Below are 23,990 nucleotides of genomic sequence, written 5' to 3' on the forward strand. Positions count from 1 at the left end.
CGCGGCGGGCGGCGCGCCGGAGTGCCAGGCTGCGTGGCGGGCGGCCCGGCATGAGCGACCGCGGGCCGGACCAGGCTGGACCGGCCCGCGAGATGCCACGCCTGGCGGTCTGTCCATTCCTCCCCACGCGCGTGTTTTGTCTCACGGAGATAGTTTATTGTTCAACCATATGGGGGGTGCGTATGTTCTCTAGCGCAGTGGCACCGGCGGGTTCCACCGTTCGCAGTGACCAGGCCGCCGGGCTGCCCAAGGAGGAAAGATCATGAAGAAGATCATGTCGCGTGTTGCGCGTGCGGGCGTCTCCGCGGCGCTCATCGGGGGTGCCCTGTGGGCGGCCGGTGGTTCCGCGACTGCCGCCCCGTTCCAGGCGGACGGGCACATCAAGGCGGCCGCCGACGACAGCCGAAACCTCCCCGGTCACCAAGACCGAAATAACGGCTCCGGGTACGCCGGTCAGCCGCGGGGAGCGCACGACCGCCCTGACTCCTGGGTCGCCGACCAGCTGGCCATGTTCGACCCCTGGATCAGCGACCAGTTGGCCATGTTCGTGGCCGCCGGCGGCCACGGTCGGTGAGCTGTCACGGACGGGCGGGCTACGGCGTTGGTGCGCCCCCACGCCTTCCGGCCAAGATTTCCTGCCGCTGACCGCGTGCGGCCCCCGCGCCGGCCTGACGCACACGCCGCCACCGGCGACTGAGCGTGGAACGCCCCGGCGTAGGGGCCCGGCACTGGCGTCGGTCACCGTCGCGAGCCCCTTCGGCGTCGGCGGGGTCGACCGTCCCTGACAGCACCATCCGGCTGCGTGGAACACCGGCGCCCGATCCGCTGGCACAGGATGCGCTGCGCTGCACGATCGTCGCGCCTGTCCATGCCCAGGCGCAGCATCCGGCCCTGAAAGCCATGGGCGGACTTTTCACGCCCGGGGAATGCCTTGGCCTGGACCCGTGCGGGTTAGGCATCCCGGCGATGCGCCCTTCGGAGGCGCCGCGGCCCTTCGCTCCGGCGCCGCCTGCATGGGCCTACCTCCCTCTGCTTCCGCCTGGCGTGCATGGTCGCGCCACCAACGGGGTGGCCCAGTCGGCGTGCCCGGCGACGCATACGCCGGTAGATGGGGGGGTAGATCCGTTTTCCTGTCACCGAGTTGGCGTGGCCGTCGGGATGTGGCCGCCGTGGCGTCGGGAGGGGCGGCCATTGCCTGTGCGTGCCCCCTTTTCAGGGCACGCCGGGGCCTCCTGCCGGGGCCTGAGACGTCGCGCCGAGGGGGGACGGGGGCGGTTCGGCACCGGAGGTGAGCGCCTGTCAGGTGCGCCGCAGGCCCGCGGAGTCGGTGCGGTCCGCCGCGGATCTGCTGGACGCAAGTGCATTTGCTCGGGCTTGAAGGGCCTGGCGGTCCGATCGTCAGAGGGATGATGAGGAGCTGTGCCGGCAGGTGTGGGCTGCAGGCACAGCTCTGTACGAAATGCGGGGTGCTTGTGTACGGGCTGGCGTCGCCGCCTTTTCGGTCGGGCGGTCCCGTTCGGAGGGACTCGCAGCCCGACAAGTGCTGGATGAAGACGGATTGGAGTGAGCGCACTTGGCGCCGGATGCACGCTCGTCACGAACGAACAATCACAGGTGCTGCCAAAGCCGGCCCGTCCGGCGGGCCCAGAACCTGACGCGGGCTTCACGACTGCCCGAGGGGCTCACGGTGTCCCGTTGAGGAATCGAGCGAGGTGGGTGTCGAGATCGAGGGCCTGGGTCTCTTCGGTAGTCGGCACGAGCCGGTATGTCGAGCGCACCCACTGCTCGACCTCCGGGAGCGAGGCCATGAGGTGGGCGGACCCGTGCGGGGACGACAGCAGGAGGTGTACGAGCGCCTCGGCGCCGGTTCCTGTGGGCCAGATGCGCACGTCGCCGGTTCCGGTCGGAGCCCGGGTCCCTTCGGCGAGAAGGTCGCGCGCGAACACCCACGGGATCAGGCCCTGGACGCTGTCGTGGAAGAGGAGTTGAACCGCGAGCGGGTCCTGCGATCTGTAGAGCAGATGGGTGGGCACGACGATCCGCACGCCCGGAAAGGTCTCGAGTTCCATGTCGAGCATGTGGTCAATGCAAGTGGTCATGGTTTCGACGCGTTTCGGGATCGGGGCGCGCCGGACCGGGCGATTGTGACGCGTGCCCGGACCCGGCGCTCGCCATTTGTGGGGTCAGCGGAAGACGCTGCCGTCGAAGCCGTGGCTGTCGCTGATCACGACGATCCACATGCCGTGGTCCCACCGGTAGAGGCGGTGACCGTCATAGTGGTAGTGGTGACCGTGCTTGCTGCTGTACCAGTACCGGACTTCCCGCTCCCGGTGGCGGGGCCCCTCGAAGCGCCGATCGCCGCGGTGGTCCCCGCAGTACTCGTTTCCGTCGTGGCGGCGGTCGTACCTGCTCCGCTCGCTCAAGTCCGCTACGCCGCCGTGGTCATTCCGCTCTGTACGGCGGTCTGCGTGCGGTGCGGCGTCTGCGGTGCGAGAGACAACGGCATGGCCGGCGGGAGGATTCGCAGCGGCCGAGGCGGTGGTGCCCGCGGCCAGCAACGTGCCGGCTGCTGCGGCGAGAGTGACGGCCGTGGTGACGGCGCGGCGTCCGAATGTGTGATTCATGGACTTTCTCCTTGATGTGCACCGTGGCCCTGTAGGGCCCGGGCGATGCCCCGGGGTTGTGGGGCGGGAGCGACATTACTCCCGTTCAGTTGAACGTTGAACCAATATTCATGTGACATGGTTCATCCCTTTCAGGCCCTCTTCCCGGTTTGCCGGGTATCGGTCGGCACCCTCTCCGGTCACGGTGTTGCCAGTGGCAGCAGGCAGAAGCCGGTGCAGCAGACCGCGGCGACCACCGACGGCCTCATGATCGATATCCACGCCCGCTTCGGCCACACAGCTGCTCGCCGCAGCCTCAGGCTGTTCGGGCAGCGGGTGCTCCCGGCGGTGGAGGGTCGAGCCGGGCGATGAGGGTGCGGCATGCCCCCTGGAGTTCTTCGTCGTGGTCGATGCTTGCGAGCCTGCCGCCGCGCCGGGGCAGGGCCAGTTGCTCGCGGAGGAGGGGCAGGGCGGGTGCCGCGAGGGGGCCCATACGGTTCAGGCAGGCCACGACCTGGTTGGCCGTCGCGGGGTTCTGGGCCATGGCCTGCAGCAGTGTTTCCAGGACGGCCGGTACCTCGGCCTCGCCGCCGATCTCCCAGAGCGCGGCCGCGCAATGCACGCGCACCCATTCGTAGTCGTGCGTCAGGAGGTCTCGCAGGCGTGGCAGGGAGACGGAGGCGGGCGGGCCTATCTCGGCGAGCAGATCGGCCGCGTCGCTGATCGCGAAGGTGATGTCGTCGTCGAGGAGGCCGAGCAGGTGCGGCATGGCCTCGGTAAGGTCACCGCCGACGGTCCACAGCGCGGCGACGGCGGCAGGCCGTATGTGCGCGTCGGTGGCGGTGGTCAGCGACCGGATCAGTTCCTGTGCGCCGGCCGCCGCCGGGCCGAACGCTCTGAGCGCGAGCTGGGCGTGAGCGAGGCGAGTCGTGGTGATCACTCGGGAGCGGACCATATGGGGGCGCAGGGCGGCGAGGCAGCGGTGTGCGTGGAACTCGGCCGTCGAGTAGTCGCCGAGCGACAGGCACGCCGACAGAGCCAAGGAGTGCAGCTCGGCTTCGTCGTAGAACGCTCGCATCCACCCGGGCCGGTGTGCGCCGAGGCCGGCGCAGCTCATGGCGTCCTGGGCCTGGTCGAACGCGCGGCGAATGCCCGTGCGATCTTGCGAGGCGCCGTGGACGGCGACCTGGCGGGCCAGGCCGAAGGACGCTGCGCTAGGTGACCCTCGCGATGCTCACCCACGCCTTCCTGGCCGTCATCCGTGCCGACGAGCACCGCGAACACCCCGCCCCCGCCGGACTCATCCCCCTCACCTGCAACGAAATGCAGCGACTATTCGCCCTGCCCGCCGCATACCCGAACGACCAACGCGACCATCGCCTGCGCTGGTCCCTATGGCGTCGCCGACGCCAGGCCCGCGCCCGCGACTGCCACTACCGCCGACGCGAGGCCACAACATGACGATCCACAATTACGGAGGGAGTGTTAATTGACCGACCGTAAGACGCAACACACCGATGTCAGCGCCAACCCGAGGGCCCCTCAGGCCGCCATCAGCGCAGCCAGGGCGCGGTCCATCGCGGCGTTGAACTCTTCCGGCGTCAGCGGCAGCCGGGACTTGACGTCCCGACTCCATTGGTCGGCAAGGACCTCGGCGGAGCCCGCCTCGACACCGTCGAGCGCCGCGTCGGCCAGGTCCGACGGAGCGATTTTGTCCACGGGCCAGCCCGCCGCCATGTCGGTGTCGGCCAAACCGAGGTGTACCGCTGTGACGAGTGTGCCCTGCTCAGCGAGCTCCAGGCGGACGCCGTTGGTCATGGCCCAGGCGGCGGCCTTGGTCAGGTGGTAGGCATTGGCGCCCTTGCCCCCGAACCACGACATGGCGGAGAGGACGTTGACGATCGCGCCCCCGCCGTTCCCGGCGAGCGCCGGCGCGAACTCCCGGATCATGCTCAGGTGGCCGAACATGTTGGTCTCCAGCTCGTGCCGCACCGCGTCCAGCGAACCGGTCACCAGGTCGGTCCCCGTACTGATTCCCGCGTTGTTGACGAGTAGTGAGACGTCCGGGGCGGCCACAGCGGCGGCCCTCACGGACGTGGGATCGGCGATGTCGAGGGGCAGCACCTCGACCCCGGGCAGGTCCACGGTCTCCGGTCGGCGGGCCGTCGCGTAGACCTTGTGGGCGCCCCGTTCGAGCAGGCGCTGGGCGAAGGCGCGGCCCAGGCCGCGGTTGGCTCCTGTGACAAGGGCGACGGAGTTGTTGATATCCATGCCCGGTACGCTAAAACCTGACGCCAGCGTCAGAGGCAAGTGCTGGCCGTCAGGACCGGGGCGAGAGGAATCACCATGACCGTCACGGAGGCTGCGGCCGAGCGGCTGGTCCGCATCGGCGAGGTGGCACGGGACGCCGGCGTCTCGGTACGCGCCGTGCGCTACTACGAGCAGCAGGGGCTGCTCATCGCGGAGCGCAGCCCGTCCGGCCAGCGCCTCTACCGGCAGGACACCGTCACCCTAGTGCGCTTCTTCCAGCAGATGTTCGCCGCCGGTCTGACCAGCCGAAGGATCGCCGAACTCCTCCCATGCTGGGACACCGGGCACACCGACGCCGAGCAACGAGCCATGCTGCGCGCCGAGCGCGACCGCATCCAGGCCAAGGTCGACGACCTGCAGGCCGCCCTGGACCGCCTCGACGAGGTCATCGCGATCACGGACACGCACCCGTAGGCGCGGTCGGTCGGACGTCGCACCAGCGATCTACAGCTGGTGTATCAGGCTCACCGGGGACCGTCGGCTGTATTTCGCCCGCCCCGAACGCCCCTGGAGCCGGGCGCGGGCTGGCGAGCAGCTCGCAGAGGGCCCCTCGCTGCGGATCGTCGGCCCGACCGGCACCGGCAAGACGCACCAGGCGTACGGGGCGATCCGCAGCCTGCTGACCGTCGGGGTCCGCCTGCGCCGGGAAGCCATCGCCACCGCCGACCTGTAGGCCCGCCTGCGCCCGCGCCGGGACTTCGACAACGAGCGTGACCTGCAAAGCCTGACGCGCTGCCCGCCGCTGCTCCAGGACGACCTCGGCGCGGCGAAGACCAGCGAGTGGACCGAGGAGCTCACCTACCGGCTGATCAACCACCGGTACGAGCACCTGCGCCCCACCCTGATCACCAGCAACCTCACCACCGACGCCCTGCGCGCGGCCCTCGGCGACCGCGTCTCCTCCCGCCTGGCCCAGATGACCGAACGCGTCACCCTCGACGGCGGCGACCGCCGCCGCACCAGACCCGTCGTCTGACGGCCGCCGCTACGTCGCGGCCCCTCTCCCGGCCGTCCGGTCCCATCGCCACAACGCCCTGCCCTGGAGCATCCCCTCTTGACCTCACCTTCACCTGCCCCGCACCCCGCCGACCGATACACCCTCCTCGCCGCGGGGGCCGTGATCCTCGCCCTCACCGCCGCCGGTTTCTGGCTCTCCTACGCCCACCTCGCCGATGTCGCCGGAGAACACGGCCTCGGCGACTCCCCCGCCCGCAAGTGGGCCTGGCCCGCCACCCTTGACGCCTTCATCGTCGCCGGCGAACTCCTCATGCTCCGAGCCGGCCTGCGCCGCAAGCCCGACGGGTGGGCCATCGCCCTCACCGCCACCGGCTCACTCGGATCCATCGCCCTCAACGTCGCCGGCGTCACCGGCACCCGCGCCCCCACCGACGTCCCCCGCCTCGACTGCGTCGTCGCCGCCGTACCTCCGACCGCTGCCCTCCTCGCCTTCGGCGTCCTCATGCGCCAGATCCACCAGCACCTCGCACCCCCGACCCACGAGGCCGACCATGGCGACCTCCGGGCAGCCGGACCTGCGGCGACCGAGCACCCGCGAGAAGGGGACCGTCTCCGCCCGCATCCCGTCCCCGCCCCGTCCGCCGCCGAAACGGAACATGCTCGCCACGATAGTGAGAGGGTAGGCCGGATCGTGTTCAGCGGAGCTTGCCCTCCACCATCTCCAGTGCCTCCTCCCACCGGAAGCGGTCCGCTCCCCCGCTTGCCTTGGGCCGGTGCGGCTCGTACGACCCGACCAGCACGCCCATCTCCCGCAGCTGGTCCAGGCTCCGGCCGTACGCCGGGTGTGCGGCCATGGCCGCGTTCACGTACGACAGGACGACCGCCGGGATCCCCATCCCGTACGCCTCGCACAGGATGCCCAGCGCGAGGGTGTCTGCGATGCCGGAGGCCCACTTGTTGACCGTGTTGAACGTGGCGGGCGCGACGGCGATGGCGTCGGCGGGCGGGAGGGGGCGCGGGTCGCCGGGGCTGCGCCAGACCGAGCGGATCGGGTAGCCGGTCTGGGCCTCGATCGCCTCGGTGTCGAGGAAGCCGAGGCCCTGTGGTGTGGCTATGACGCCGACGTCCCAGCCCTGCTCCTGGCGGCGGTGATCAGTTTGTGGGCGTCGCCCGCGATACCAGCGGCGCAGACGACCACGTACAGGAACGGCTTCTTCGGCCGGTCGTTCATGGCTTTGCCCCCTCGTCGACGCGCTCCCCCGCGGTCACGATCCAGACCCTAGCTGTCAGCATCCACGGACGAGCCAGGCCAGAGAAGCCGCCTACCACCTGCACGAAGGGCACGGTGTCTGAGTACAAGTGTCGATCAGACCACGGATGCCCAGTGCCGCGTGGTGATCCTTGTGCGCCCGAGCGCCCAGCTCACGTATCGTCGCCAAGGTGACCAACGCGCATGTGGCGAGCAGGCACCGCATTCCCTCCAATGATCTTGCGGAACTGATCAAGGAGTTCGACCTCGGGGACGTCGTCGACTGGCGTCATCTAGCTGACGGCCTCATGAACGTGAACTGGCAACTGGACACGCCGAGAGGGACCTTCGCTCTCAAGCGGGTCACGGACGTGCCGCTCGACAGGTTGTGCCGCAATCTTGCCGTGTTGCCAGCCCTGGCCGAGGCCGGCATTCCCGTGATCGTCCCTGTGGTGGCCTCGTCGGGTGGGGTCGTGGTCGAGGTAAGTGGGAGCGGGTACTGCTTGTTCCCCTGGGGACAGGGAGCGCACATTCGTGGCGTGGACCTCCCCCGCGCTCAGGTGAGGCGGCTCGGCACAGTCCTCGCCAAGCTCCACCTGGCGCTCAGGCACGCCGCCGAAACCGGGGTCCTCTCCGCTGTTCCCGTCAGCCTCACCACGGACGTCGTCACGCCGGAACGGGCGGCGGAGAAGGCCGATCGGCTCGCTGCTGCTGCGCGGGCCCGCGGTTCGGGCGACTCCTTCGACGCGGCAGCGCTCGACGCCCTCGCCAAGCGCCGGGTGTTGCTCGCCGAATACGCAGCCCTGCGCCCTGAGGGAGACGTCCCCGCAGGTCCGTACGGCTGGACGCACGGCGACTTCCAATACCGCAACCTCCTCTGGGCCGATGGCGAGCTCACAGCCGTACTGGACTGGGACCGGCTGGGCGTCCGCCCGTACGCGGAGGAGGTCGTCCGCACGGCACAGGTGCAGTTCGGGGTGGAAGGCGTCTTCGACCTGGAGCGGATGTCGGCCTTCGTGAGCGGCTACCGGTCGGTGGTCCCGCTGGAGTCGGCCGCGCTGCTCCACGCCGCACGCCGTCTGTGGTGGAAGCGGATGACGGACTTCTGGCAGCTCGAATTCCACTACGACCGGGGCGACTACTCCTGCGACGGCCTGTTCATCGCCGACCAGGCGCTCCTCCACTGGTGGACGGAGCGGCTCGACGAGGTGGAGCGGGCGTTCGGCGGCGCTCTCTAGGGTCCGTCTTCAAAGATCATCAGGTCGGGGATCATGGTGGGGTGATACGCCGCCATGAACTCACCGATCGTGAGTGGGAGTTGCTCGCTCCGCTGATACCGCGGGCCGCGACGGGCCGGCCCCGGGTGGCAGACCGGCAGGTCATCAACGGAATGGTCTACAAGACCCGCACCGGGATCTCCTGGCGTGACCTGCCGGAACGCTACGGACCGTGGCAGACGGTCTACACCCGCTTCCGTCGCTACGCCCTGGACGGCGTGTTCACCCGGGCCCCGCAGCAGATCCAGGCCCGGGCCGACGCCACCGGTGACATCGACTGGCTGGTCCAGATCGACTCCACCATCGTCCGCGCTCACCAGCACGCCGCCGCCACCGGCCGAAAAGGGGGAGGCGCCGGCCGGACGAACCGGACGATCACGCCCTCGGCCGATCCCGAGGCGGACTGACAACCAAGGTCCACCTCGCTTGCGACGGCAAGGGGCGCCCTCTCGCCCTCCTGATCACACCAGGCCAGCGTCACGACAGCATCTGCACACAAGCCCTGCTGGACAGAATCCGTGTTCCTCGCACCGGCCCGGGCCGACCACTCCGCCGTCCTGACCATGTGATCGCGGACAAGGCATACAGTTCTCGCGGCTTCCGCAGCTACCTGCGGCAACGCGGCATCGCGCACACGATCCCCGAAAGGTCGACCAGCAGCGGCACCGGCACCATCGCGGGAGCCGCGGTGGCCGGCCACCAGGCTTCAACCGGGAGATCTACCGCCGACGCAACCTCGTCGAACGCTGCTTCAACCAGCTCAAGTGCTTCCGCGGCATCGCCACCCGGTACGACAAGACCGCCACTTCCTACGAAGCAGCGGTCACACTCGCGTCACTCCTGCTCTGGGCAAGATCCGTTTGAAAACGGACCCTAGTATCGCATCAGGAAACGTTCGCCCTGGTCCGGCTCGTAGTTGCTCGTTCGCGTGGCGGTTTCGCCAGCCGACCAGTGGTCACTCCGTCTCGCAGCTGACCCGTGTGTCACCGGAGTCGGTTTGACAGCGGTCGGTATCACCCTGGCCGTCTGCGGTGTCATTGCCAGGGGTCTCGTCCACGGTGTTCAGATGGTCGCGGCCCGCGCCGCCGTACACGGTGTCGTTCCCGGCATCGCCGGTCAGGTACGTATCGTTGCCCGGACCGGCGTCGATGGTGTCGTCTCCCGCTCCTGCCTGGATGTGGTCCGCGCCGTCCAGTCCGACGAGGAGGTCGGGGCCTCCCGCGCTGACTATGACGTCGAGGCTCTGGCCGCCGTACAGATGGTTGGCTTCATTGTTGCCAACCAGGGTGTTGGTGGAGGAAAGGCTGCCGAAGACCCTCTCCACGTCGCTTCGAACGTTGTCGCCCGGTCCATCCACACTGAACCCGGAGCCGTCGTTGCGCCGGTCGTCGAGCGAGACGTTCACGTTCCTGGTGCGCTCGCTGTACACCGCGGAGTCGAACCCGGCGCCACCGAAGAGGGAGTCGGCGTCTTCGTCCGCGCGGAGTACATCGTTGCCGGCCTCGCCGTTCAACAGGTCGTCACCCGTACCGCCGGACAGATCATCGCTGTCGTCCCCGCCGAACAACCGGTCGCTGCCGGTCCCGGAGTCCAAGCTGTCGTTGCCGCGGCCACCGTACAGCGTGTCCGCCTGGCTGCCGCCGCGCAGTTCATCCTTGCCCGGACCGCCGTAAAGGACATCGGAGCCTGAGAAGCCGTCGAGCCGGGTGGGCCCGCTACCGGCGTACATCAGGTCGTTGCCAACGCCCCCGCGCAGAATGGCGGGCACCAAGATGAGCGGGCTGATCCGCACATAGTCGACCAGGTCTCCCGCATTGACCACGATGCCCCGGACCCCGGCTGCCGGGCAGCGGACGCCCGAGTCGAAGGGCGTGCAGCCCGTGCCGGCAACGACGGAGTCCAACATGTCGCGGACGAGGTAGTAGCCACTCGACAGCGGAGTGACCTCGATGTAGTTGGCCTCGCCTGACGCGGCTGTCACTGTCAGCCGCCCGTCGCTCACGCCGACGGCTGTGGCCGCGTGTGCGGGACTGGCCGTGAACACTTGGGCGGCGATTACGGCGCTAAGGACTCCCAATGGGATCCATGGACGCCTCATCGAGCACCTCCGCTGTGACCTTCTCAGGGCAGCACCGGCCGATACCGCCATCCTGGGCTCAGGCATACGATTCGGCAACTGGGGAGGATGAACCGGCCGGACATCTGGGGCCACGTCCCCCGCAGCCACCGGCCCTCGTCATCGTCGGTCTCGCGAACGCGTACTTGCTCTGCCACCCTCATACCTTGGCGTCCTGAGGCCGCCCATCGTCAGGGACCTCGATCCACGGCGAACACGCACCACGAGGCGGAAACCGCCAGCTCAAGCGGGCCATGTTCCTCTCCGCGTTCGCCGCGCTGCACGACCCCGCCTCCCGCACCTACTACGACAAATGCCGGGCTCGGGGGAAAGACTCACACCCAAGCCCTCCTCCGCCTCGCCCGCCACCGCATCAGCGTGCTCTTCGCCATGCTCCGCGACGGCACCTTCTACGAACCACGAGTCCCCGAACCGGCCGTCGCATGAGCCGCTCAGGCTTGACGAAGCCTCGCCCGAAGACGTCGCGTGGTGCACCCAGCACCTGGTCTGGGCGCTGCTCCAGGCAGGCGGGCAGCGGGAAGCCGACGAGCTGATGGCGGATTGCCTGCCGATGCTCAGGGAGCAGGCGCCCTGGCCCCGGGCCGCGGCAGCGCTGCACACCGCGGGCGCCGTACGGCTGGCTCTGGGGCAGCTGGAGAGCGCCGAGGCCCTCTTCGCCGAAGTGCTGCACATCGCCCCCTTAGGGAGCTTCCACGCACTGTATCCCGTCGAAGGCCTGGCGCTGGTGGCCGCGGAGAGCGGTGACATGCAGCGCGCCCTGCGGTTGTGCGAGGCGAGCGCGCAGGCGCGACGCCGGCTGGACACCGAGCCCGAGGCACCCTGGCGGCGCAGGATCGAGCAGGCGGCGGCCCGTGCCCGGACCCCGCTGCCAACGGCAGCACGGGAGGCCGCGGTCGTCGGCGCTCGCAAGCTGCGCGGGGACCGGCTCGTCGCCTACGCCCTGCGGACAGGGAGCGGTGAACAGGTGCGGCGGGGGCCGGACACCCTGGGGGCCGGCGACGAGCGGTGGCGGCTGACCGCCAGGGAGTTGATGGTGGTCGAACTCGTCGCGAAGGGGGCTGACCAACCCGCAGATCGCGGGCATACTCGGGCTTTCGGCGCATACGGTCGCCACACACCTGGACAGGGTGCGCGACAAGCTGGGTCTTCGCTCACGCACACAGATCGCCCTGTGGTTCGGTCGAAGAGATTCGGAGGCTTCGGTTCCCTGACATCGTGCAGCAGACCAGCAGGAACTCACCGAACTCCGTGCCGACCGCGAAGCCCTCGTCCGCGTCGTCCCCCAGCTGACCCTGGAATAAGCGGCAGCTCGGCCAGCAGCTCACGGCCCCCGCCCCAGTCGTCCGTATCCTACCCACCCAGACCCAACCACCCGTCGCCTGAGGGCCGGGCAGCACACACCACCGCCACCAACCTATGGCTTGTCAATCGGTGAGGGCGTGCAGAGCCCCCCTGTCTAGCAACATACGGCTGCGCTGTACCGCGCGGACGGATCCGACGGGCGCGGAACGATCGGTTCGACCGCGAGTTGCAGAATGGGGCCGCCCGCTTGGCCCGCCTCATAGCCCGTACCGGTGAGTCCGTACCGGTTGTCTCGCCGGGGCGGGCGTCAGACGGATTCCGGAACCGGCCCCGCACCCTCCCCTCTCGAACCTCCGGTTCATAGTGCGCGCGGAACGCTGCGTCCGCTGAGCGCGATGAGTGGGCCCCCGCGCGCGATGCGTCCGACAGGGGCCTTGGCCCCGTTTCAACTGCGGTCGTTTTCGCGGGTCGTGCTGCTCAAGGCGTTCCTCCTGTACGAGTGCGGGATGCGGTGGGACTCAGCTCATCGCCGCGGGCCGGGGAGCCAGTCCCGGCGGTGCCTATCCCCGGCGGGGAGAGGCTGTGCGTCGCGGGTCGGCACATACTCGGTGCCATGAACAGGACATCACAGCTCGGGGACTTCCTGCGGGCGCGGCGCTCCCAGCTGCGACCCGAAGAAGCCGGCGTGCCTACCTACGGCGAGCGCCGACGGGTGCCGGGTCTTCGCCGTGAGGAGCTGGCGCTGCTGGCGGGGGTGAGCGCCTCCTACTACGCCCGTCTGGAGCAGGGGCACTCGCTGGGCGCCTCGCCCGAGGTGCTGGACGCGCTCGCCCGGGCTCTGCGCCTGGACGAGTCCGAACACCGTCACCTGCACGACCTGGCCCGACCGCCCAAGCCCCGCAGTGGGCGGCGCCCCGCGCTCGAGCGCGTGACGGTGGCGACCGCCCAACTGCTGGACGCGCTCGGGGACGTTCCCGCGATCGTGATCGGCCGGCGCAGTGACGTCCTGGCGTGGAACCGGCTGGGCCACGCGCTGTTCGCCGGACACCTCGACCCCGGTGCCCCGGACGTACCGGCGCAGCGCCCCAACATGGCCAGGCTGGTATTCCTCGACACCCATACCCGAGACCTGTACGCGAACTGGCCGGGCAAGGCCAGGGCGGTGGTGGGGAATCTGCGCCTGGTGGCGGGCCAGTACCCGCAGGACGCCGCACTCCACATGCTGCTGGGTGAGCTGAGCACGAAGAGCGAGGACTTCGCCTCGATGTGGGCCGACCACCGGGTCAAGGCCTGCGCGGTGGCCGAGTACGAGATGCGGCACCCGCTGGTCGGCTCACTGACCGTGATTCAGCAGACCCTGAGCACGGGACCGGGCCCCAGCGTCGTCGTCGCCACCACCGCTGCGGGCTCGCCCTCGCGAGCCGCCCTGGAACTCCTCGCCCAGGCCACCACCCGGGCCGCCCCTGCCCGTTCGGACAGCCGGCTGACCCCGCCCCCCTCCCTCCGGTCGGCACCCGCGCATGCTGGTCCCGGCCGGGCATCCCTTTCACCCTCATGCGTCGGCGTGCCGCTGCCGCATGCCCGAAAGCAGTGAAGGAGCCCCGTGTTCACCAAGCTCTCGAAGGCCGCCGTGTCGGCCGCCGTCCTGGCTGCCGCGGTCGCGATGGCCACTCCGGCCCCGGCGTCGGCCGTCTCCGACCCGCTCAGGTGCGCGCGTACCACCGTGCACTTCGACCTGGCCAAGGGCCAGACACCGGAGAACATCGCCCTGGGCCCGGACGGCACCGCGTACGTCACCCTCGCCAAGGCCCGCCAGGTCGCCGCGGTCTCCCGGCACGGTGGCGTACGGATCCTGGCCACCCTGCCCGAACCCGCCGACGGCGGCATCCACACCCCGGCGCTGGGCTTCCCGCTGACCACCGGCGTCGTCCGGGCCCAGGACGGCACCTTGTACTTCCTGTACGCCACCGGCACCGCGGACCTGACCGGCGTATGGCGCCTGCGCCCGGGCGGCCGGCCGCAGCGCATCGCCGCACTGGCCGCCACCGGCCTGCCCAACGGCCTGGCCCTGGACGCCCGTACCCGCACCCTGTACATCACCGACTCCACCCTGGGCACCGTCTGGCGTGTACCCGCCTCCGGCGGCACTGCCAGCGCCTGGTCCACCGATCCGGCGCTGGCCCCCGCCGGGTTCCTCGGCGCCAACGGCCTGAAGATTCACAACGGGGCGCTCTGGGCCACCAACCTCGACAAGGGCACCATCGTCCGCATCCCGCTCCTGGCCGACGGGCGCGCCGGCACCGCCCGGGTCACCGCCACCGGCCTGACCGGGATCGACGACTTCGCCTTCACCGGCGACGGCGACGGCGACGGCGACGGCGACGGCGACGGCGACGGCGACGGCGACGGCGACGGCGACGGCGACCAGATCATCGCCGCCCTCAACACCGTCAACCAGGTCGCCCTGATCCGGCCCGACGGCACCCGCACCACCGTCCTGACCGCCGCCGACGGCCTCCAGGGCCCGACCTCCATCGCGCTGCGCGGCAACACGGTCCACGTCATGAGCGCCGCCTACCTCACCGCGAAGGACCCCAACCTCATCCTCGCCCACCTGGGCAGCTGAGCCCCGCTCGGCAGCGCCCGTCAGCGCTCCCCGGCCGGGGAGCACACCGGTTCCCCGGCCGGCACCGGCGACGGTCCACGGCGTCCGGCTCCACCTGCACCGGGTACGGCCGGCCCTTCTCGTCCGCCCCGAAGCCGTGTCGGGCGTGGCTCTCCGGATGGGTTCCAGCAGCTGGTCATCTCGACGAAGGAGCGGCTGATGTCCATGCCGCTCGCGTCGAAGTCGCCCGACAGCACCGGCACTGCCGGGCGACCCTCCGCCTTGCCCCTCGCCTTCGCCTTTGCGCGTCATCAGGCGCCCGCGTGGACGTGTGCGGCCCACACCGACGGCAGGTTCGGATACTTCGCCCTGAGCTGCCTGACCGTGCGATGGACCGCCGCCGACGCGCACAACGCACCGGATCGGTCCGCGATCAACTCGCCGTAGAGCTGCTGGCTGAAGGCCGGCGCCACCGCGTCGTCGACGCGCCAGAGCGTGCCGACCACCTGGGAGAAACCGGCTATCTGGAAAGCCGCCAACAGGTGGATCGCCTCGTCGGACAGGCGCGCAGTGGTGCGGGCCGTGTCGCAGGCCGACAGGAACGCGAACTCCGCGTTCCGCAGACGCAGCCGGGAAAGGTCCAGCACCCGAAGCGGCGCACGGTCGTGGTCGTGCAGCGCGAGGTGGCTGTCCGAAGGGTTGTCCGGGTCGCTGTGCCCGTGGCAGGCGAAGTGCGCCCAGCCACTGGCCGGCAAGGCGTCGAGAACGGCGTCACGAGTCGCGTCCGCGCCGACCAGGACCGTGGCGCCGGGTATGAGAGCGGCCAGGTGGTCGGCTTCGGCCTGTGCGCCGGGCAGGTCCGGGGCATCCGGAGTGTGCGGCATCGCGACCACCAGCAGCCGCGGCTCGTTCCGGTCGTCGCGGCGGCCCGCGCGGGCGTGACCCAGGGCGCGGATCGTCGGCGTCGTCGAGGAGACGACGCGGTCAAGGAGCACAGGTCCGCCGTCGCGGTGGTGGCCCGCCGCGTGCAGGGGGAGCAGGCTGAGCGGCCCGACCGGTGCCCACCAGATCCTTGGCCACGGACTATCCGCCGCGGGTTCCGCCGTCAGCCCGAGTTCGCCGAGCACAGGGTCCACGATGGTGTCCCACAGCCACTCGAGCGTGTCATGGATCGCCTGCTCGGCGGCCAGTCGCCCCTCCGTGAACGCGGTGTGCAGAGCGCGTACGCGGTGGCTCACGGTCTCTTCGCTCAGCCGGTCCAGCGCGCGTGACCGGACCCCGTCCGGAGTGATGATCAGCGCGTCACACCGGTGCCGGCTGACGTTGACGTACACGATCGGGCCCTCGTGTGCCTGCGCGGTGAGGTCGGTGAGCAGCGGGGGCCGTAGGAACCGCTCCATCCCGGGCAGCGCGCGGATCCGGTCGGTCACCGCGTCGAGCTCGTCGGCGAGGGCCACGCGGTCGCTCGTGGTGTCGGTTTCGAACTCCGCGGTGAGCGTCCGGAAGCGTTCGGCCAGCTCGGGTGCCCGCTCGCGCAGGTCGGAAAGATCGTCGCGGCTGTCGAGTGCCTGGGCGGCGAGCACGCAGCGCCCGGATTCGAGCAGGGTCACCGCGCTCACCTCGTCGCCGACGGCCAGCGCGCACGCGGCCGCATCGGCGGCGACCCCGGCGAACCGGCCGAGCCAGTAGTGGGCGTCCTCGCGGCCCAGGCGGCGCCCGGCAAGCCGGGGCAGCAGCCGGACCGCAGCGGCGTACCCCTCGGCGGCCACGTCGAACTGCCCCGCCTCGGCGGCCAGATCGCCCCACCGGTCCGCCGCTTCCGCCCGCCTCTCCGCCGGCGATCCGGCAGACGCCGCGGCCTCCCGGTAGCAGCCGAGTGCCTCGGTCAGCGCGTCGCCGTCGCCGAGGTGCCGGAAGCCGAGCGCCAGGACGTTGGCGACGCGGGTCAGTAGACCCGCGCGGGAAAAGGCGTCCTGCTCGGGCCTTTGCGCTGCACTCCGGGCCAGGGCGACCGCCTCGGCGAGGACCTGCGGATCCGGCGGCTCCCGTCGCGCGGCGGCGGGTGCGACGGGGTTCGTGCACCAGTCGCTGAGCGCGGCGGCCAGACTCGCGGTGTACCCGGGCCAGTGCGGGCTGTCCTGCGGAGTCGCGGCCACGGACGCGCGACGCGCGGCGATCGCGTCCCGCAACGCGTTCCGGTCGCCGAAATTCTCGTACGCCATCCCCAGCACACCGCCGAGATTGGCCAGCCGCACTGCCCGGTCCGGGTCGTCGTCCGCCGTCACATCCGCGGCCGCGCGGTGCGCGTCGATCGCCTCGTCGAGCACGCTTCCCTCGCCCGTCCTGGTGAACAAGTCGGACAGCATGGCGCCAAGGTTGGAGAGCCTCTGGGCCTGCCCGGCGACCAGGCTCGCGCCGAGGCGGACGGACTGCCTCGCGTGGTCGACCGCCTCCGCCAGCACCTGTAATTCGCCGGTCACCCGGAACCGTTTGTGCAGCACGGCGGCGAGGATCCCGAGCGAACGCGGGTGGTCACCCTGCCCGGCGGTGGCCTCGGCGGCACGGCGAGCGACGTCGATCGCGTCCATGACGTGGGCCAGGTCTCCGGTCGCGTGGAACAACGCGTTGAGGTTGACGGCGAGGTTGCCCATGAACTGGGCGCGCAGCGGATGGCCCGCCGACGTGCAGGCGACCGCCTCCCGCTCGATGATGACGGCCTCCGCGAGCGCGGCGCGGTCCCCGAACGCTTCGCCCCGGGTGGCCAGGGCCCTGGCGAAGTGGTCCAGCCGCATGCCGCGGTGGGGGTGCCCGGCGGGGGTGGCCTCCGCCGCCGAACGTCCGAGCTCGATCGCCTGCTCGAGCAGGGCCGAGTCCCGGGTCTGCTCGAACTGGGCGGCGTACCGGCCGCACATTTCGGCTTCGGTGTCGGCGCGTTCCCAGCCACGGTCCGATTTGGGGTCCTCGCCGGTGAGCGCGGTCCAGTCTCGTTCCGTGGTCGTCAGTTCGACGAGGTTCTGCGAGTGCCGCGGATCGGTGACCGGGGTGTGGGCCACCAACGTCTGCCGGACCTGGAGCAGTTCGGCCAGATCATCCCGTGCTCCGCGAGCCCGGTAGCGGTCGTCGAGAAGGTACGCGAGGATCTTCAACCGGTCGAGCACGTCGGACGACCCGGCCGGTGTGAGCTCCACCGCTCGCCGCGCGGCGTCGACGGCTTCCTCCACGACACCGGTCTCCCCGGTCTCGTGGGACCAGTCGCGCAGGACGACGGCGAGGAAGTGCAGACTCCTGGCGGTGGACACGTCATCGGGGGAGCACTCGGCGGCGGCCCGCGCGTGCTCGGCGGCCTCCGCCAGGGGGGCGAGGTCCTTCGTCACGGTGAACGCCGTCCGCAGCGCGACAACGAGGTTGGCCAGGTAGAACGCCTTCTTCGTGGACGGTTCCTCGTCGACGGCCGTCCGGCTCCAGTACAGCGCGTCGGCCAGGGTGCCACGGTCCTGGTTCTGCTGGAATGCGGTGTGCAGCAGCATGCCGATGTTGTTGGCGTAGCTGGCAGAGTCCTCCGGGCTTTCGTACGCCAGGACGTAAGCCTCCATGACTTTGCGGACGGCTTCCCGCAGGAACTCGAAGTCTCCGGTCTGGTGGTAGCGGGTCTGCAGCAGGCCTCCGAGATTGGACAGGACCAAGCAGCGCTCGGCCACGTCCTCGGCGGCCAGCACGGCTTGGCCGAGGTCGATCGCCTTCTCGACCGACGCGGGGTCCGCGCTGTGCCGGGCCACCCGGAACGCCTCCCAGAACCGCTCGGCCAGACCGTTCACGGGCCCGCCGCCCACGCGTCAGTCCTCGTTGCCGTTCGAGGTGCCGGCCGGTCCGCCGGGCGCCTCGTCCGGCTCGGCGACCGTGCGTTTCGGGGTGTAGCCGCGTTCCGTGGCCTCCTGCAGCAGCGCCGCCTCTTCGGGCGTGAGCTCGGGTTCGTGCGCCATTATCACTCCTCCCCCGGCACGGCCGCCGGTTCTCCGGCTTCGACGAACTCCAGCACGTCGAAGTCTTCCGCCCGCAGCTGCAGGCCCGCCGTCCCGTGCACGCGCGCGCCGAACGCCCCGTCGGCACCCATCACGCGCGCCGATTCGAGGTACAGCTCGGCCGGGTGGGGGTACGAGGAGGCGTACGACCGGTTGCCGTACCAGCCGCCCGCCCAGTTGCCGTCCTTGAGCCGCACGCGCACGAAGCACGGTTCGCGGTCGCGGAACGCGTGGTCCCAGGCGCTGGGCGTGCGCAGGAACCGAGCCTTGCGCCGCTGCCGATCCACCAGGGAAACGGTGACCGCCGCCACGGCCGGCACGACGAGGAACAGCACCACGGCGACGAAGCCGACCACTCGCGGCCGCTCCACGAAGCCGTCCCAGCCGCCGCCGGCGCCTCGAGCCAGGCGAACCAGCGCCGGCCCCGCCACCACTGCGTACAGGGCGTCCAGCGCGATCGACGCGACGATCGCCCGCAGCACCCGCTCACCCAGATCACGCTCACCGGGCACCGGCCCACGGCGGCGCTCCCGGACGAACTGATAGGTGACCCCGGGCAGCACCAGAAGGACGAGCAGAGCGAGCTGCACGACGGTCGCAGGCGCCTGCACTCGCCACCCCCATGTCTCACGGACTCCGCTCGATTCAGGCTACCGGCATGCCACGGATGATCGCAGGTGTCCATGGCTTCCTACCCGCAGATACCGGGAGCAGTTGCGTCAGTCGGTCCGGTACCCCGGTCTGCTGCCGTTGGCTGTGATCCGCTGCGCCGATTGGGTCGGACCGGTGCGCGAGAACGCGCGGCGGCTGCTGGGCGAGGCCCTGAACGTGGACTCTGCCCTCGACCTCGCGCCGCTCATCCTCCGCGTCGGCCGCCGCGACAGAGGTGCCTTCGGGGTCGATGTGCTCGGCCACCTCCTGCGTCAGGCATCCCACGGGCAGCTCGCTGTTCTCCCATCTGACCCCGACCGCACCGTCCGTCGGTTCGCCTACCGGCTGGCCATCGATGGCCGACTGCTCCGTCCCGCTGAGCTGGCCCGCGCGGCCGCCCGGGACCAGGACAGCGTCGTCCAGGACCTGTGTGCCACAGCGGCGCTCACCGCTCCGAAGGAGGGGGATGCCTACGAAGGGGTGCTCCCTCCACTGCTGTCCGCCCGCAACCCTCGTGTCCGTTCGGCCGGCGTCACCGCGCTGAGACGGGCGGGGCGATCCCAGCAGGCAGAGCCGTTCCTCAGCGACCGTTCCGCGCTCGTGTGTGCCTGCGCCCGGTATGTCGTACGACAGCAGGGTGGCGACCCGGCAGCCTGGTACCGGCAGCGGTGCACGGCACCGGACGACCCCGAGTTGCCGCCCGGTGCGGTCATCGGGGCTGGCCGAGTGCGGCAACCGCGCAACGCCGGGCTGCTGCGGCCGCTGCTCGTGCACCCGGCCGCCGGGTTGCGGGCGCGAGCGGTGGCAGGGTTGCGGGCGCTGGACTGCGCGGATGCGAAGCAGTTGCGGCCATCCGGAGCGCCGGTCTTGGCGGTGGCCGCCGGGGCGATCCCCCCGGCGATGAACTCCCGCAAACGGCGGTCTCTGTGGACGTTGAGGTTGTCCCACACCAGTACGATCGGTGCGCCGAGTTTGCGGCGATGAGCAGGTTGCGGTAGTCGGTCCAGGTGAAACTGCGTCTGCCGCCGCGCTTGTGATCGAGATGCCGCTGGGGCCGGTAGATCAGCCGTGAGCGTTCGCCGTGCTTGTAGCAGGCCGGAGCGGCGATGGAGAAGCGGCGCTGGGAGCGTCCCCTCACCCGGATGACGTGTGTGTCCGCGTCGGGCCCAGGTCCGTGTGGTGGGCGGCATCATCGAGAACCCGGCCTCGTCTTCGAAGCACAGCCAGGCGTCGAGCGCCGCCACGGACCTTCCACCTGCGGCCAGGCCTTCACCCAGCCGGTGACGGCCTCCTCGTCGCGCTCGACCGCTCGGCGGGCCGGGACAGGGAACGCCTCGACATCAAGATCAAGACCGTCCGGCGCCCGCCAAAAGCCAAGGGCTTCGTCGTCCTACCGCGCCGCTGGGTGGTCGAGAGGTCACTATCGTGGATCATGCGGGCCCGTCGGCACTGCCGGGACCACGAAAGGCTCCCGCAGGTCAGCGAGTCGCTCATCACCGGGGCAGCCATCACGCTGATGACCCGACGGCTCACCCGCAAACCGGCACGACGGTCCACTCGGGCACCGATGGCCCCGGCCGCGATGCCAGCCGCCGCCTGAGCGCGATAAACAGCAATCTCATCGCCATAACGACGAGGGCCGGTCACTCGTTCGAGTCGTCGCCGAACCACTGCTGCCATCGCAGGGCCGCCAGATTCTGCCACGGAACCCCGAGCTCGATGGTCAAGGACATGTTCTGCACCCACCATCCACGGTCGGCGCCTTCGGGTTGTTGAGGCCGGCCGGGACAACTCCTCTCGTCGACCGGATCGCGGGCACTGCTCGCGGAGTGCCCCCGTCGTCCTCGGCCAGTGAGGCTTTTCCATCATCGGCCTGAGATAGTGAGGGCAAGGAACAATCCGAGCGGGGTACTCAGGGCCTGTCCGACCGGGGAAGTGGTACCCAGGTGAGCGGTCACGGCATCCCACCGGCGAGCAGCTTAGGTGTGCGAGCCACCGGCATCCCGGCGCAGGTAGGCGGCTGCCGCATCAGGGGTGAGCGGGCGGAGCTGAATGGCGGCGGCACCGTTGAGGCGGACCGTGGTCTCCGGATGGGTCAGTACGGCTCGGTACGGAGCGGCGCGGCTGGCCAGAACCAGGGGCTGTTTGGCGGGCAGGGCGCGGTTGAGAGCGTCCAGTGCCGTCGCGTGCAGGGCGAGAGGCAGCTCGTCAAATCCGTCGAGCAGAGGCAGGATGCGGCCGGAGTCCAGCAGCGCCTAGGCCAGAGCGCAGTCCAGGGTGAGTGCGGCGTAGTTGTTCGGCCATCCATGACTTTATCGGTTGGCGGGGGTTCCAAGAGGCCAGAGAAAACAGCACGGGTACGGGGTCGTGGTCCGTGCGCTGCGATGAGATCTTTTGACGTGCTCCCTGGCCTAAGGTCCAGGGATTCCGGCCTGGGTCGGCTGACCCTTCCGGGGGCTTCCTGCTTCACCGCGCTGTGCCGGGACTTTCGTCCTGGTCTTACCGGCGCTCCACGAGGCGTTTGGTGTCTCCACCCGTCCGGCGGCGACTTTTCGGCGTCCTTCGAAGAGGACGTTACGTGCTGCGTTGTGGTCGCGGTCGTGCACAGTGCCGCATTCGCCGCACGCCCACTCGCGGACGTGCAGGGGCTTGGGGCCGTTGCGGAATCCGCAGGCCGAGCAGACCTGCGAGGACGGAAAAGCGCGGTCCACCTTGGCGAAGGTGCGGCCGTGCAGAGCCGCCTTGTACTCCAGCATGCCGACGAACGCGGACCATCCTGCGTCGTGCACGGACTTGGCGAGCCGGGTACGCCCGAGACCGGACACCGCGAGGTCTTCCACGTACACCGCTTGGCTGTCGCGAATGATCTGTGTGGAAGCCTTGTGGTGCCAGACCCGGCGCCGGTTGGCCACCTTGGCGTGCTGGCGTGCGACCTTGATGCGGGCCTTGGCCCGGTTCTTCGATCCCTTGGCCTTGGCCGTCGCCTGGAGGCAGAAGGCGTTGGTGTTGAGGCGGATCGACTGCCGGGTGTCCTTCTTCGACTTGCAGCGGGGAGGGCCGACCCTGCGGCCCTGCCGCTTGCCCTTGATCGAGTCGAAAAAGTTCTTGTAGGCGGTGTCGAGGTCCCGAAGAGACTGTTGCAGGACGACCGCTGACACGTCGGCGAGCCAGGCGCGTTCCTCGGTGCGCTTGGCCTGGGTGATGCGAAGCCGGGACAGGGCTGCCGACTTCACGTACGGCAGCCCTGCAGCGTGTGCTTCTTTGCGGTCGCGCAGGCAGTCGTTCCACACCACGCGGGCACAGCCGAACGCACTGGACAGCGCGCGGCGCTGGCAGGCGTCCGGGTAGGCCCGGTAGTTGTAGCGGAGCTGCACACCCAAAATCCTACTATCGAGGCAATTGGTCTCATGGATGGACAGGACGATAGGACGATTACGGGCGTGGAAGACATGTTGTTTCGGCGATGCATGTCCACTTGGTATTCGTGACGAGTGCTGGCGCGGGGTGTTCAACGACGAGATGCTGACGCGCTGCGAAGAGATCATGCGCAAGGTCTGCGAGGACTTCGAAGCGGAACTGAAGGAGTTCAACGGCGAACGCGATCACGTCCACCTCCTGGTGCACTACCCGCCCAAGGTCGCCGTGTCGAAGCTGGTCAACAGCCTCAAGAATGTATCCGCCCGCCCGATACGGCAGGAGTTCACCGGCCGGATCACCCGTGCCATCAGGCACGGGGCACCTGTGGTCACCATCGTATTTCTCCGCATCGTGCAGCGGAGCACCCTTGGCAATCGTCGTCGTCCGCCAGTACATCGAGCAGCAAAAATGTCCGCTCTAACGTGCACGTTAGAGCGGCCTTGAGATGCATTCATCCCCGGCGTGAACGCCGGGGCTTTCTGCAAGAGTCCCGGTAACAGTGACCGTCCACCGGGTCCGTGATGATGTGCCTCTTGGCGGTCAGCAGAGGCTCGCCCAGCGAGACGGAGACCTTGCCGCCGGCGGCCGAAGCGGGGACCGCCATGGCGGCCACGAGTGCGCTTCCGGCAGTGACGGGCGAGAGACCGGCCCGGCGGCCGATGGGCAGACGGGGCATGGAAACCTCCAAGGCGCGGCCGAAGCATGATGCGCCATACCCGCACCAGTATCCCCCGGCCCACCCGACGTCGCACGGCATCGCCCACGGCCCCCGCCGGGGACTACCGCCCGTGGACGCCTGACGGGAAGCCAGCCGGCCAGCAGAAGCCTCACCGTCGGTGACGGTAGCTGAGGCGTGGGCGAGGGCCCTGATGTCGCCGACGGCGCGGGCCTTGCGGAAGCGCCGGTGGATGAACGGCAGCTCAGCCTGCCGGGTCCCCGACGGGCTGAGCAGGCAGGTAAGGAGCGTGCGGACGGTGTCGACGCGCCCTTCGTGTGCCTCGGTCACCGCAGCGTCGCAGTTACTCGGCGAGGGCGAGATCGGCGGGCTTCAGACGAGGGCGGTCCCGTGCGCCGTCAGCTCCCCGTCGGTTCCGCGCCACGTGTGCGAGGCGAACTCGCCAGCTTTGCGGCCGCCGCTTCGGCGGTGAGGCCCTGGATCTCCTCCCCGGCCTCGATGACCGCACGCCTGACTTCGAGGGTCAGGGCGACCGACGACTTGATGACGCCTCGCGCCAGCGGTTTCGCCACTCTTTTGACCAGAGGGGCCGTCACCACGCCGACGAGGAAGGGAGAAACCGCAGGGAGCATGTGTGGACCCTCTCCTTGTGTACACAAGACGACTGCCGACGCCGCACGCAATGCCGATTGGCCGACAAGGCGATTGGCCGACAATGCCGGACAGGAGCAGCGCCCCCGCCAAAACACGATAGTCGGACCTCGGCCGCCGCGCCCCTGGACGCCGA

At 70.0% G+C, this 23,990-nt stretch carries 17 protein-coding genes and 7 pseudogenes; 12 read left to right on the top strand and 12 right to left on the bottom strand.

Going from position 1 to position 23,990, the window contains the following annotated elements:
- Positions 1-262 precede the first annotated feature (262 nt).
- Positions 263-574, top strand: a complete 312-nt coding sequence (locus FHS34_RS08680) for a hypothetical protein (protein ID WP_184962990.1) — start codon at positions 263-265, stop codon at positions 572-574.
- Between the two features lie 1,108 nt (positions 575-1,682).
- On the opposite strand, the gene FHS34_RS08685 is transcribed toward FHS34_RS08680, so the two are convergent.
- The 3 genes from FHS34_RS08685 to FHS34_RS44100 all read right to left on the bottom strand — a co-directional run bounded on the left by FHS34_RS08685 (position 1,683) and on the right by FHS34_RS44100 (position 3,681).
- Complete coding sequence (locus tag FHS34_RS08685; RefSeq protein WP_184962992.1) at positions 1,683-2,099, bottom strand: SsgA family sporulation/cell division regulator; 417 nt, start codon at positions 2,097-2,099, stop codon at positions 1,683-1,685.
- An 84-nt stretch (positions 2,100-2,183) separates the two neighbouring features.
- Positions 2,184-2,423, bottom strand: a complete 240-nt coding sequence (locus FHS34_RS08690; protein WP_184962994.1) for a hypothetical protein — start codon at positions 2,421-2,423, stop codon at positions 2,184-2,186.
- A 496-nt stretch (positions 2,424-2,919) separates the two neighbouring features.
- A complete protein-coding gene (locus tag FHS34_RS44100; protein ID WP_376773079.1) occupies positions 2,920-3,681 on the bottom strand; it encodes a HEAT repeat domain-containing protein in 762 nt (253 codons plus the stop codon).
- A gap of 140 nt (positions 3,682-3,821) precedes the next feature.
- Here FHS34_RS44100 and FHS34_RS08700 point away from each other — a divergent pair.
- A pseudogene (locus tag FHS34_RS08700) lies at positions 3,822-4,064 on the top strand (IS701 family transposase); the annotation flags it as partial.
- 81 nt (positions 4,065-4,145) lie between these two features.
- Here FHS34_RS08700 and FHS34_RS08705 read toward each other — a convergent pair.
- Positions 4,146-4,874, bottom strand: a complete 729-nt coding sequence (locus tag FHS34_RS08705; RefSeq protein ID WP_184962998.1) for an SDR family oxidoreductase — start codon at positions 4,872-4,874, stop codon at positions 4,146-4,148.
- Between the two features lie 75 nt (positions 4,875-4,949).
- On the opposite strand from FHS34_RS08705, the gene FHS34_RS08710 reads away from it, so the two are divergent.
- Together FHS34_RS08710 and FHS34_RS44400 are read left to right on the top strand one after the other, a co-directional pair.
- Positions 4,950-5,327, top strand: a complete 378-nt coding sequence (locus FHS34_RS08710) for a MerR family transcriptional regulator (protein ID WP_184963000.1) — start codon at positions 4,950-4,952, stop codon at positions 5,325-5,327.
- A gap of 640 nt (positions 5,328-5,967) precedes the next feature.
- Positions 5,968-6,400, top strand: a pseudogene (locus FHS34_RS44400) (DUF2637 domain-containing protein); the annotation flags it as partial.
- Positions 6,401-6,565: 165 nt separating this feature from the next.
- On the opposite strand, the pseudogene FHS34_RS44405 reads toward FHS34_RS44400, so the two are convergent.
- Positions 6,566-7,101 (bottom strand): annotated as a pseudogene (locus FHS34_RS44405) (flavoprotein).
- A 209-nt stretch (positions 7,102-7,310) separates the two neighbouring features.
- On the opposite strand from FHS34_RS44405, the gene FHS34_RS08730 reads away from it, so the two are divergent.
- Positions 7,311-8,357 carry a phosphotransferase gene (locus tag FHS34_RS08730; protein ID WP_184963002.1) on the top strand — a complete coding sequence of 349 codons (1,047 nt, stop codon included), beginning with the start codon at positions 7,311-7,313 and terminating at the stop codon, positions 8,355-8,357.
- Between the two features lie 44 nt (positions 8,358-8,401).
- Positions 8,402-9,260: pseudogene (locus FHS34_RS08735) on the top strand (IS5 family transposase).
- Between the two features lie 91 nt (positions 9,261-9,351).
- Here the strand turns inward: FHS34_RS08735 and FHS34_RS08740 are convergent.
- Positions 9,352-10,398: a calcium-binding protein gene (locus FHS34_RS08740; RefSeq protein WP_184963004.1), complete on the bottom strand. Its 1,047-nt coding sequence runs from the start codon at positions 10,396-10,398 to the stop codon at positions 9,352-9,354.
- Positions 10,399-10,703: 305 nt separating this feature from the next.
- Here FHS34_RS08740 and FHS34_RS08745 point away from each other — a divergent pair.
- The 4 genes and pseudogenes from FHS34_RS08745 to FHS34_RS08760 all read left to right on the top strand — a co-directional run.
- A pseudogene (locus FHS34_RS08745) lies at positions 10,704-10,959 on the top strand (IS110 family transposase); the annotation flags it as partial.
- A gap of 632 nt (positions 10,960-11,591) precedes the next feature.
- Positions 11,592-11,744, top strand: a complete 153-nt coding sequence (locus FHS34_RS44120; protein ID WP_184964193.1) for a response regulator transcription factor — start codon at positions 11,592-11,594, stop codon at positions 11,742-11,744.
- A 704-nt stretch (positions 11,745-12,448) separates the two neighbouring features.
- Positions 12,449-13,429, top strand: a complete 981-nt coding sequence (locus FHS34_RS08755) for a helix-turn-helix domain-containing protein (RefSeq protein WP_184963006.1) — start codon at positions 12,449-12,451, stop codon at positions 13,427-13,429.
- Positions 13,430-13,438: 9 nt separating this feature from the next.
- Positions 13,439-14,461: an SMP-30/gluconolactonase/LRE family protein gene (locus FHS34_RS08760; protein WP_184963008.1), complete on the top strand. Its 1,023-nt coding sequence runs from the start codon at positions 13,439-13,441 to the stop codon at positions 14,459-14,461.
- A gap of 290 nt (positions 14,462-14,751) precedes the next feature.
- Here FHS34_RS08760 and FHS34_RS08765 read toward each other — a convergent pair whose 3' ends face one another.
- The 4 genes and pseudogenes from FHS34_RS08765 to FHS34_RS42350 form a co-directional block, all read right to left on the bottom strand.
- The gene (locus tag FHS34_RS08765) at positions 14,752-18,270 is read right to left on the bottom strand and encodes a CHAT domain-containing protein (protein WP_184963010.1); all 3,519 of its coding nucleotides are present in this window, start codon (positions 18,268-18,270) and stop codon (positions 14,752-14,754) included.
- Between the two features lie 3 nt (positions 18,271-18,273).
- Positions 18,274-18,420, bottom strand: coding sequence for a hypothetical protein (locus FHS34_RS08770; protein ID WP_184963012.1), 147 nt, complete (start codon positions 18,418-18,420; stop codon positions 18,274-18,276).
- Between the two features lie 2 nt (positions 18,421-18,422).
- The gene (locus FHS34_RS08775) at positions 18,423-19,070 is read right to left on the bottom strand and encodes a DUF6338 family protein (protein WP_184963014.1); all 648 of its coding nucleotides are present in this window, start codon (positions 19,068-19,070) and stop codon (positions 18,423-18,425) included.
- A 939-nt stretch (positions 19,071-20,009) separates the two neighbouring features.
- Positions 20,010-20,434: pseudogene (locus FHS34_RS42350) on the bottom strand (transposase); the annotation flags it as partial.
- 21 nt (positions 20,435-20,455) lie between these two features.
- Between FHS34_RS42350 and FHS34_RS42355 the strand changes: the two are divergent.
- Entirely contained in the window at positions 20,456-20,710 is a 255-nt protein-coding gene (locus FHS34_RS42355; protein WP_372478555.1) for a hypothetical protein, read from the top strand.
- Positions 20,711-21,521: 811 nt separating this feature from the next.
- On the opposite strand, the gene FHS34_RS08790 is transcribed toward FHS34_RS42355, so the two are convergent.
- Positions 21,522-22,484 (bottom strand): RNA-guided endonuclease InsQ/TnpB family protein, encoded by a 963-nt coding sequence (locus FHS34_RS08790; RefSeq protein ID WP_184963018.1) that lies wholly within the window; start codon positions 22,482-22,484, stop codon positions 21,522-21,524.
- 89 nt (positions 22,485-22,573) lie between these two features.
- On the opposite strand from FHS34_RS08790, the pseudogene tnpA reads away from it, so the two are divergent.
- Positions 22,574-22,948: pseudogene (gene tnpA, locus FHS34_RS08795) on the top strand (IS200/IS605 family transposase).
- 653 nt (positions 22,949-23,601) lie between these two features.
- Here tnpA and FHS34_RS08800 read toward each other — a convergent pair.
- Positions 23,602-23,835, bottom strand: a complete 234-nt coding sequence (locus FHS34_RS08800; protein ID WP_184963020.1) for a DUF5132 domain-containing protein — start codon at positions 23,833-23,835, stop codon at positions 23,602-23,604.
- Positions 23,836-23,990 lie beyond the last annotated feature (155 nt).

The sequence above is a fragment of the Streptomyces echinatus genome (genome assembly GCF_014203595.1).
Taxonomy (GTDB): Bacteria; Actinomycetota; Actinomycetes; order Streptomycetales; family Streptomycetaceae; genus Streptomyces; species Streptomyces echinatus.

What these genes read in the sequence shown, in the direction of transcription:
- FHS34_RS08755 (WP_184963006.1), top strand. Translation starts at nt 12,449, where the DNA reads ATGAACAGGACATCACAGCTCGGGGACTTCCTGCGGGCGCGGCGCTCC.
- FHS34_RS08685 (WP_184962992.1), bottom strand. Translation starts at nt 2,099, where the DNA reads ATGACCACTTGCATTGACCACATGCTCGACATGGAACTCGAGACCTTT.
- FHS34_RS08770 (WP_184963012.1), bottom strand. Translation starts at nt 18,420, where the DNA reads ATGGCGCACGAACCCGAGCTCACGCCCGAAGAGGCGGCGCTGCTGCAG.
- FHS34_RS08705 (WP_184962998.1), bottom strand. Translation starts at nt 4,874, where the DNA reads ATGGATATCAACAACTCCGTCGCCCTTGTCACAGGAGCCAACCGCGGC.
- FHS34_RS08800 (WP_184963020.1), bottom strand. Translation starts at nt 23,835, where the DNA reads ATGCTCCCTGCGGTTTCTCCCTTCCTCGTCGGCGTGGTGACGGCCCCT.
- FHS34_RS08680 (WP_184962990.1), top strand. Translation starts at nt 263, where the DNA reads ATGAAGAAGATCATGTCGCGTGTTGCGCGTGCGGGCGTCTCCGCGGCG.
- FHS34_RS08710 (WP_184963000.1), top strand. Translation starts at nt 4,950, where the DNA reads ATGACCGTCACGGAGGCTGCGGCCGAGCGGCTGGTCCGCATCGGCGAG.
- FHS34_RS44100 (WP_376773079.1), bottom strand. Translation starts at nt 3,681, where the DNA reads ATGCGAGCGTTCTACGACGAAGCCGAGCTGCACTCCTTGGCTCTGTCG.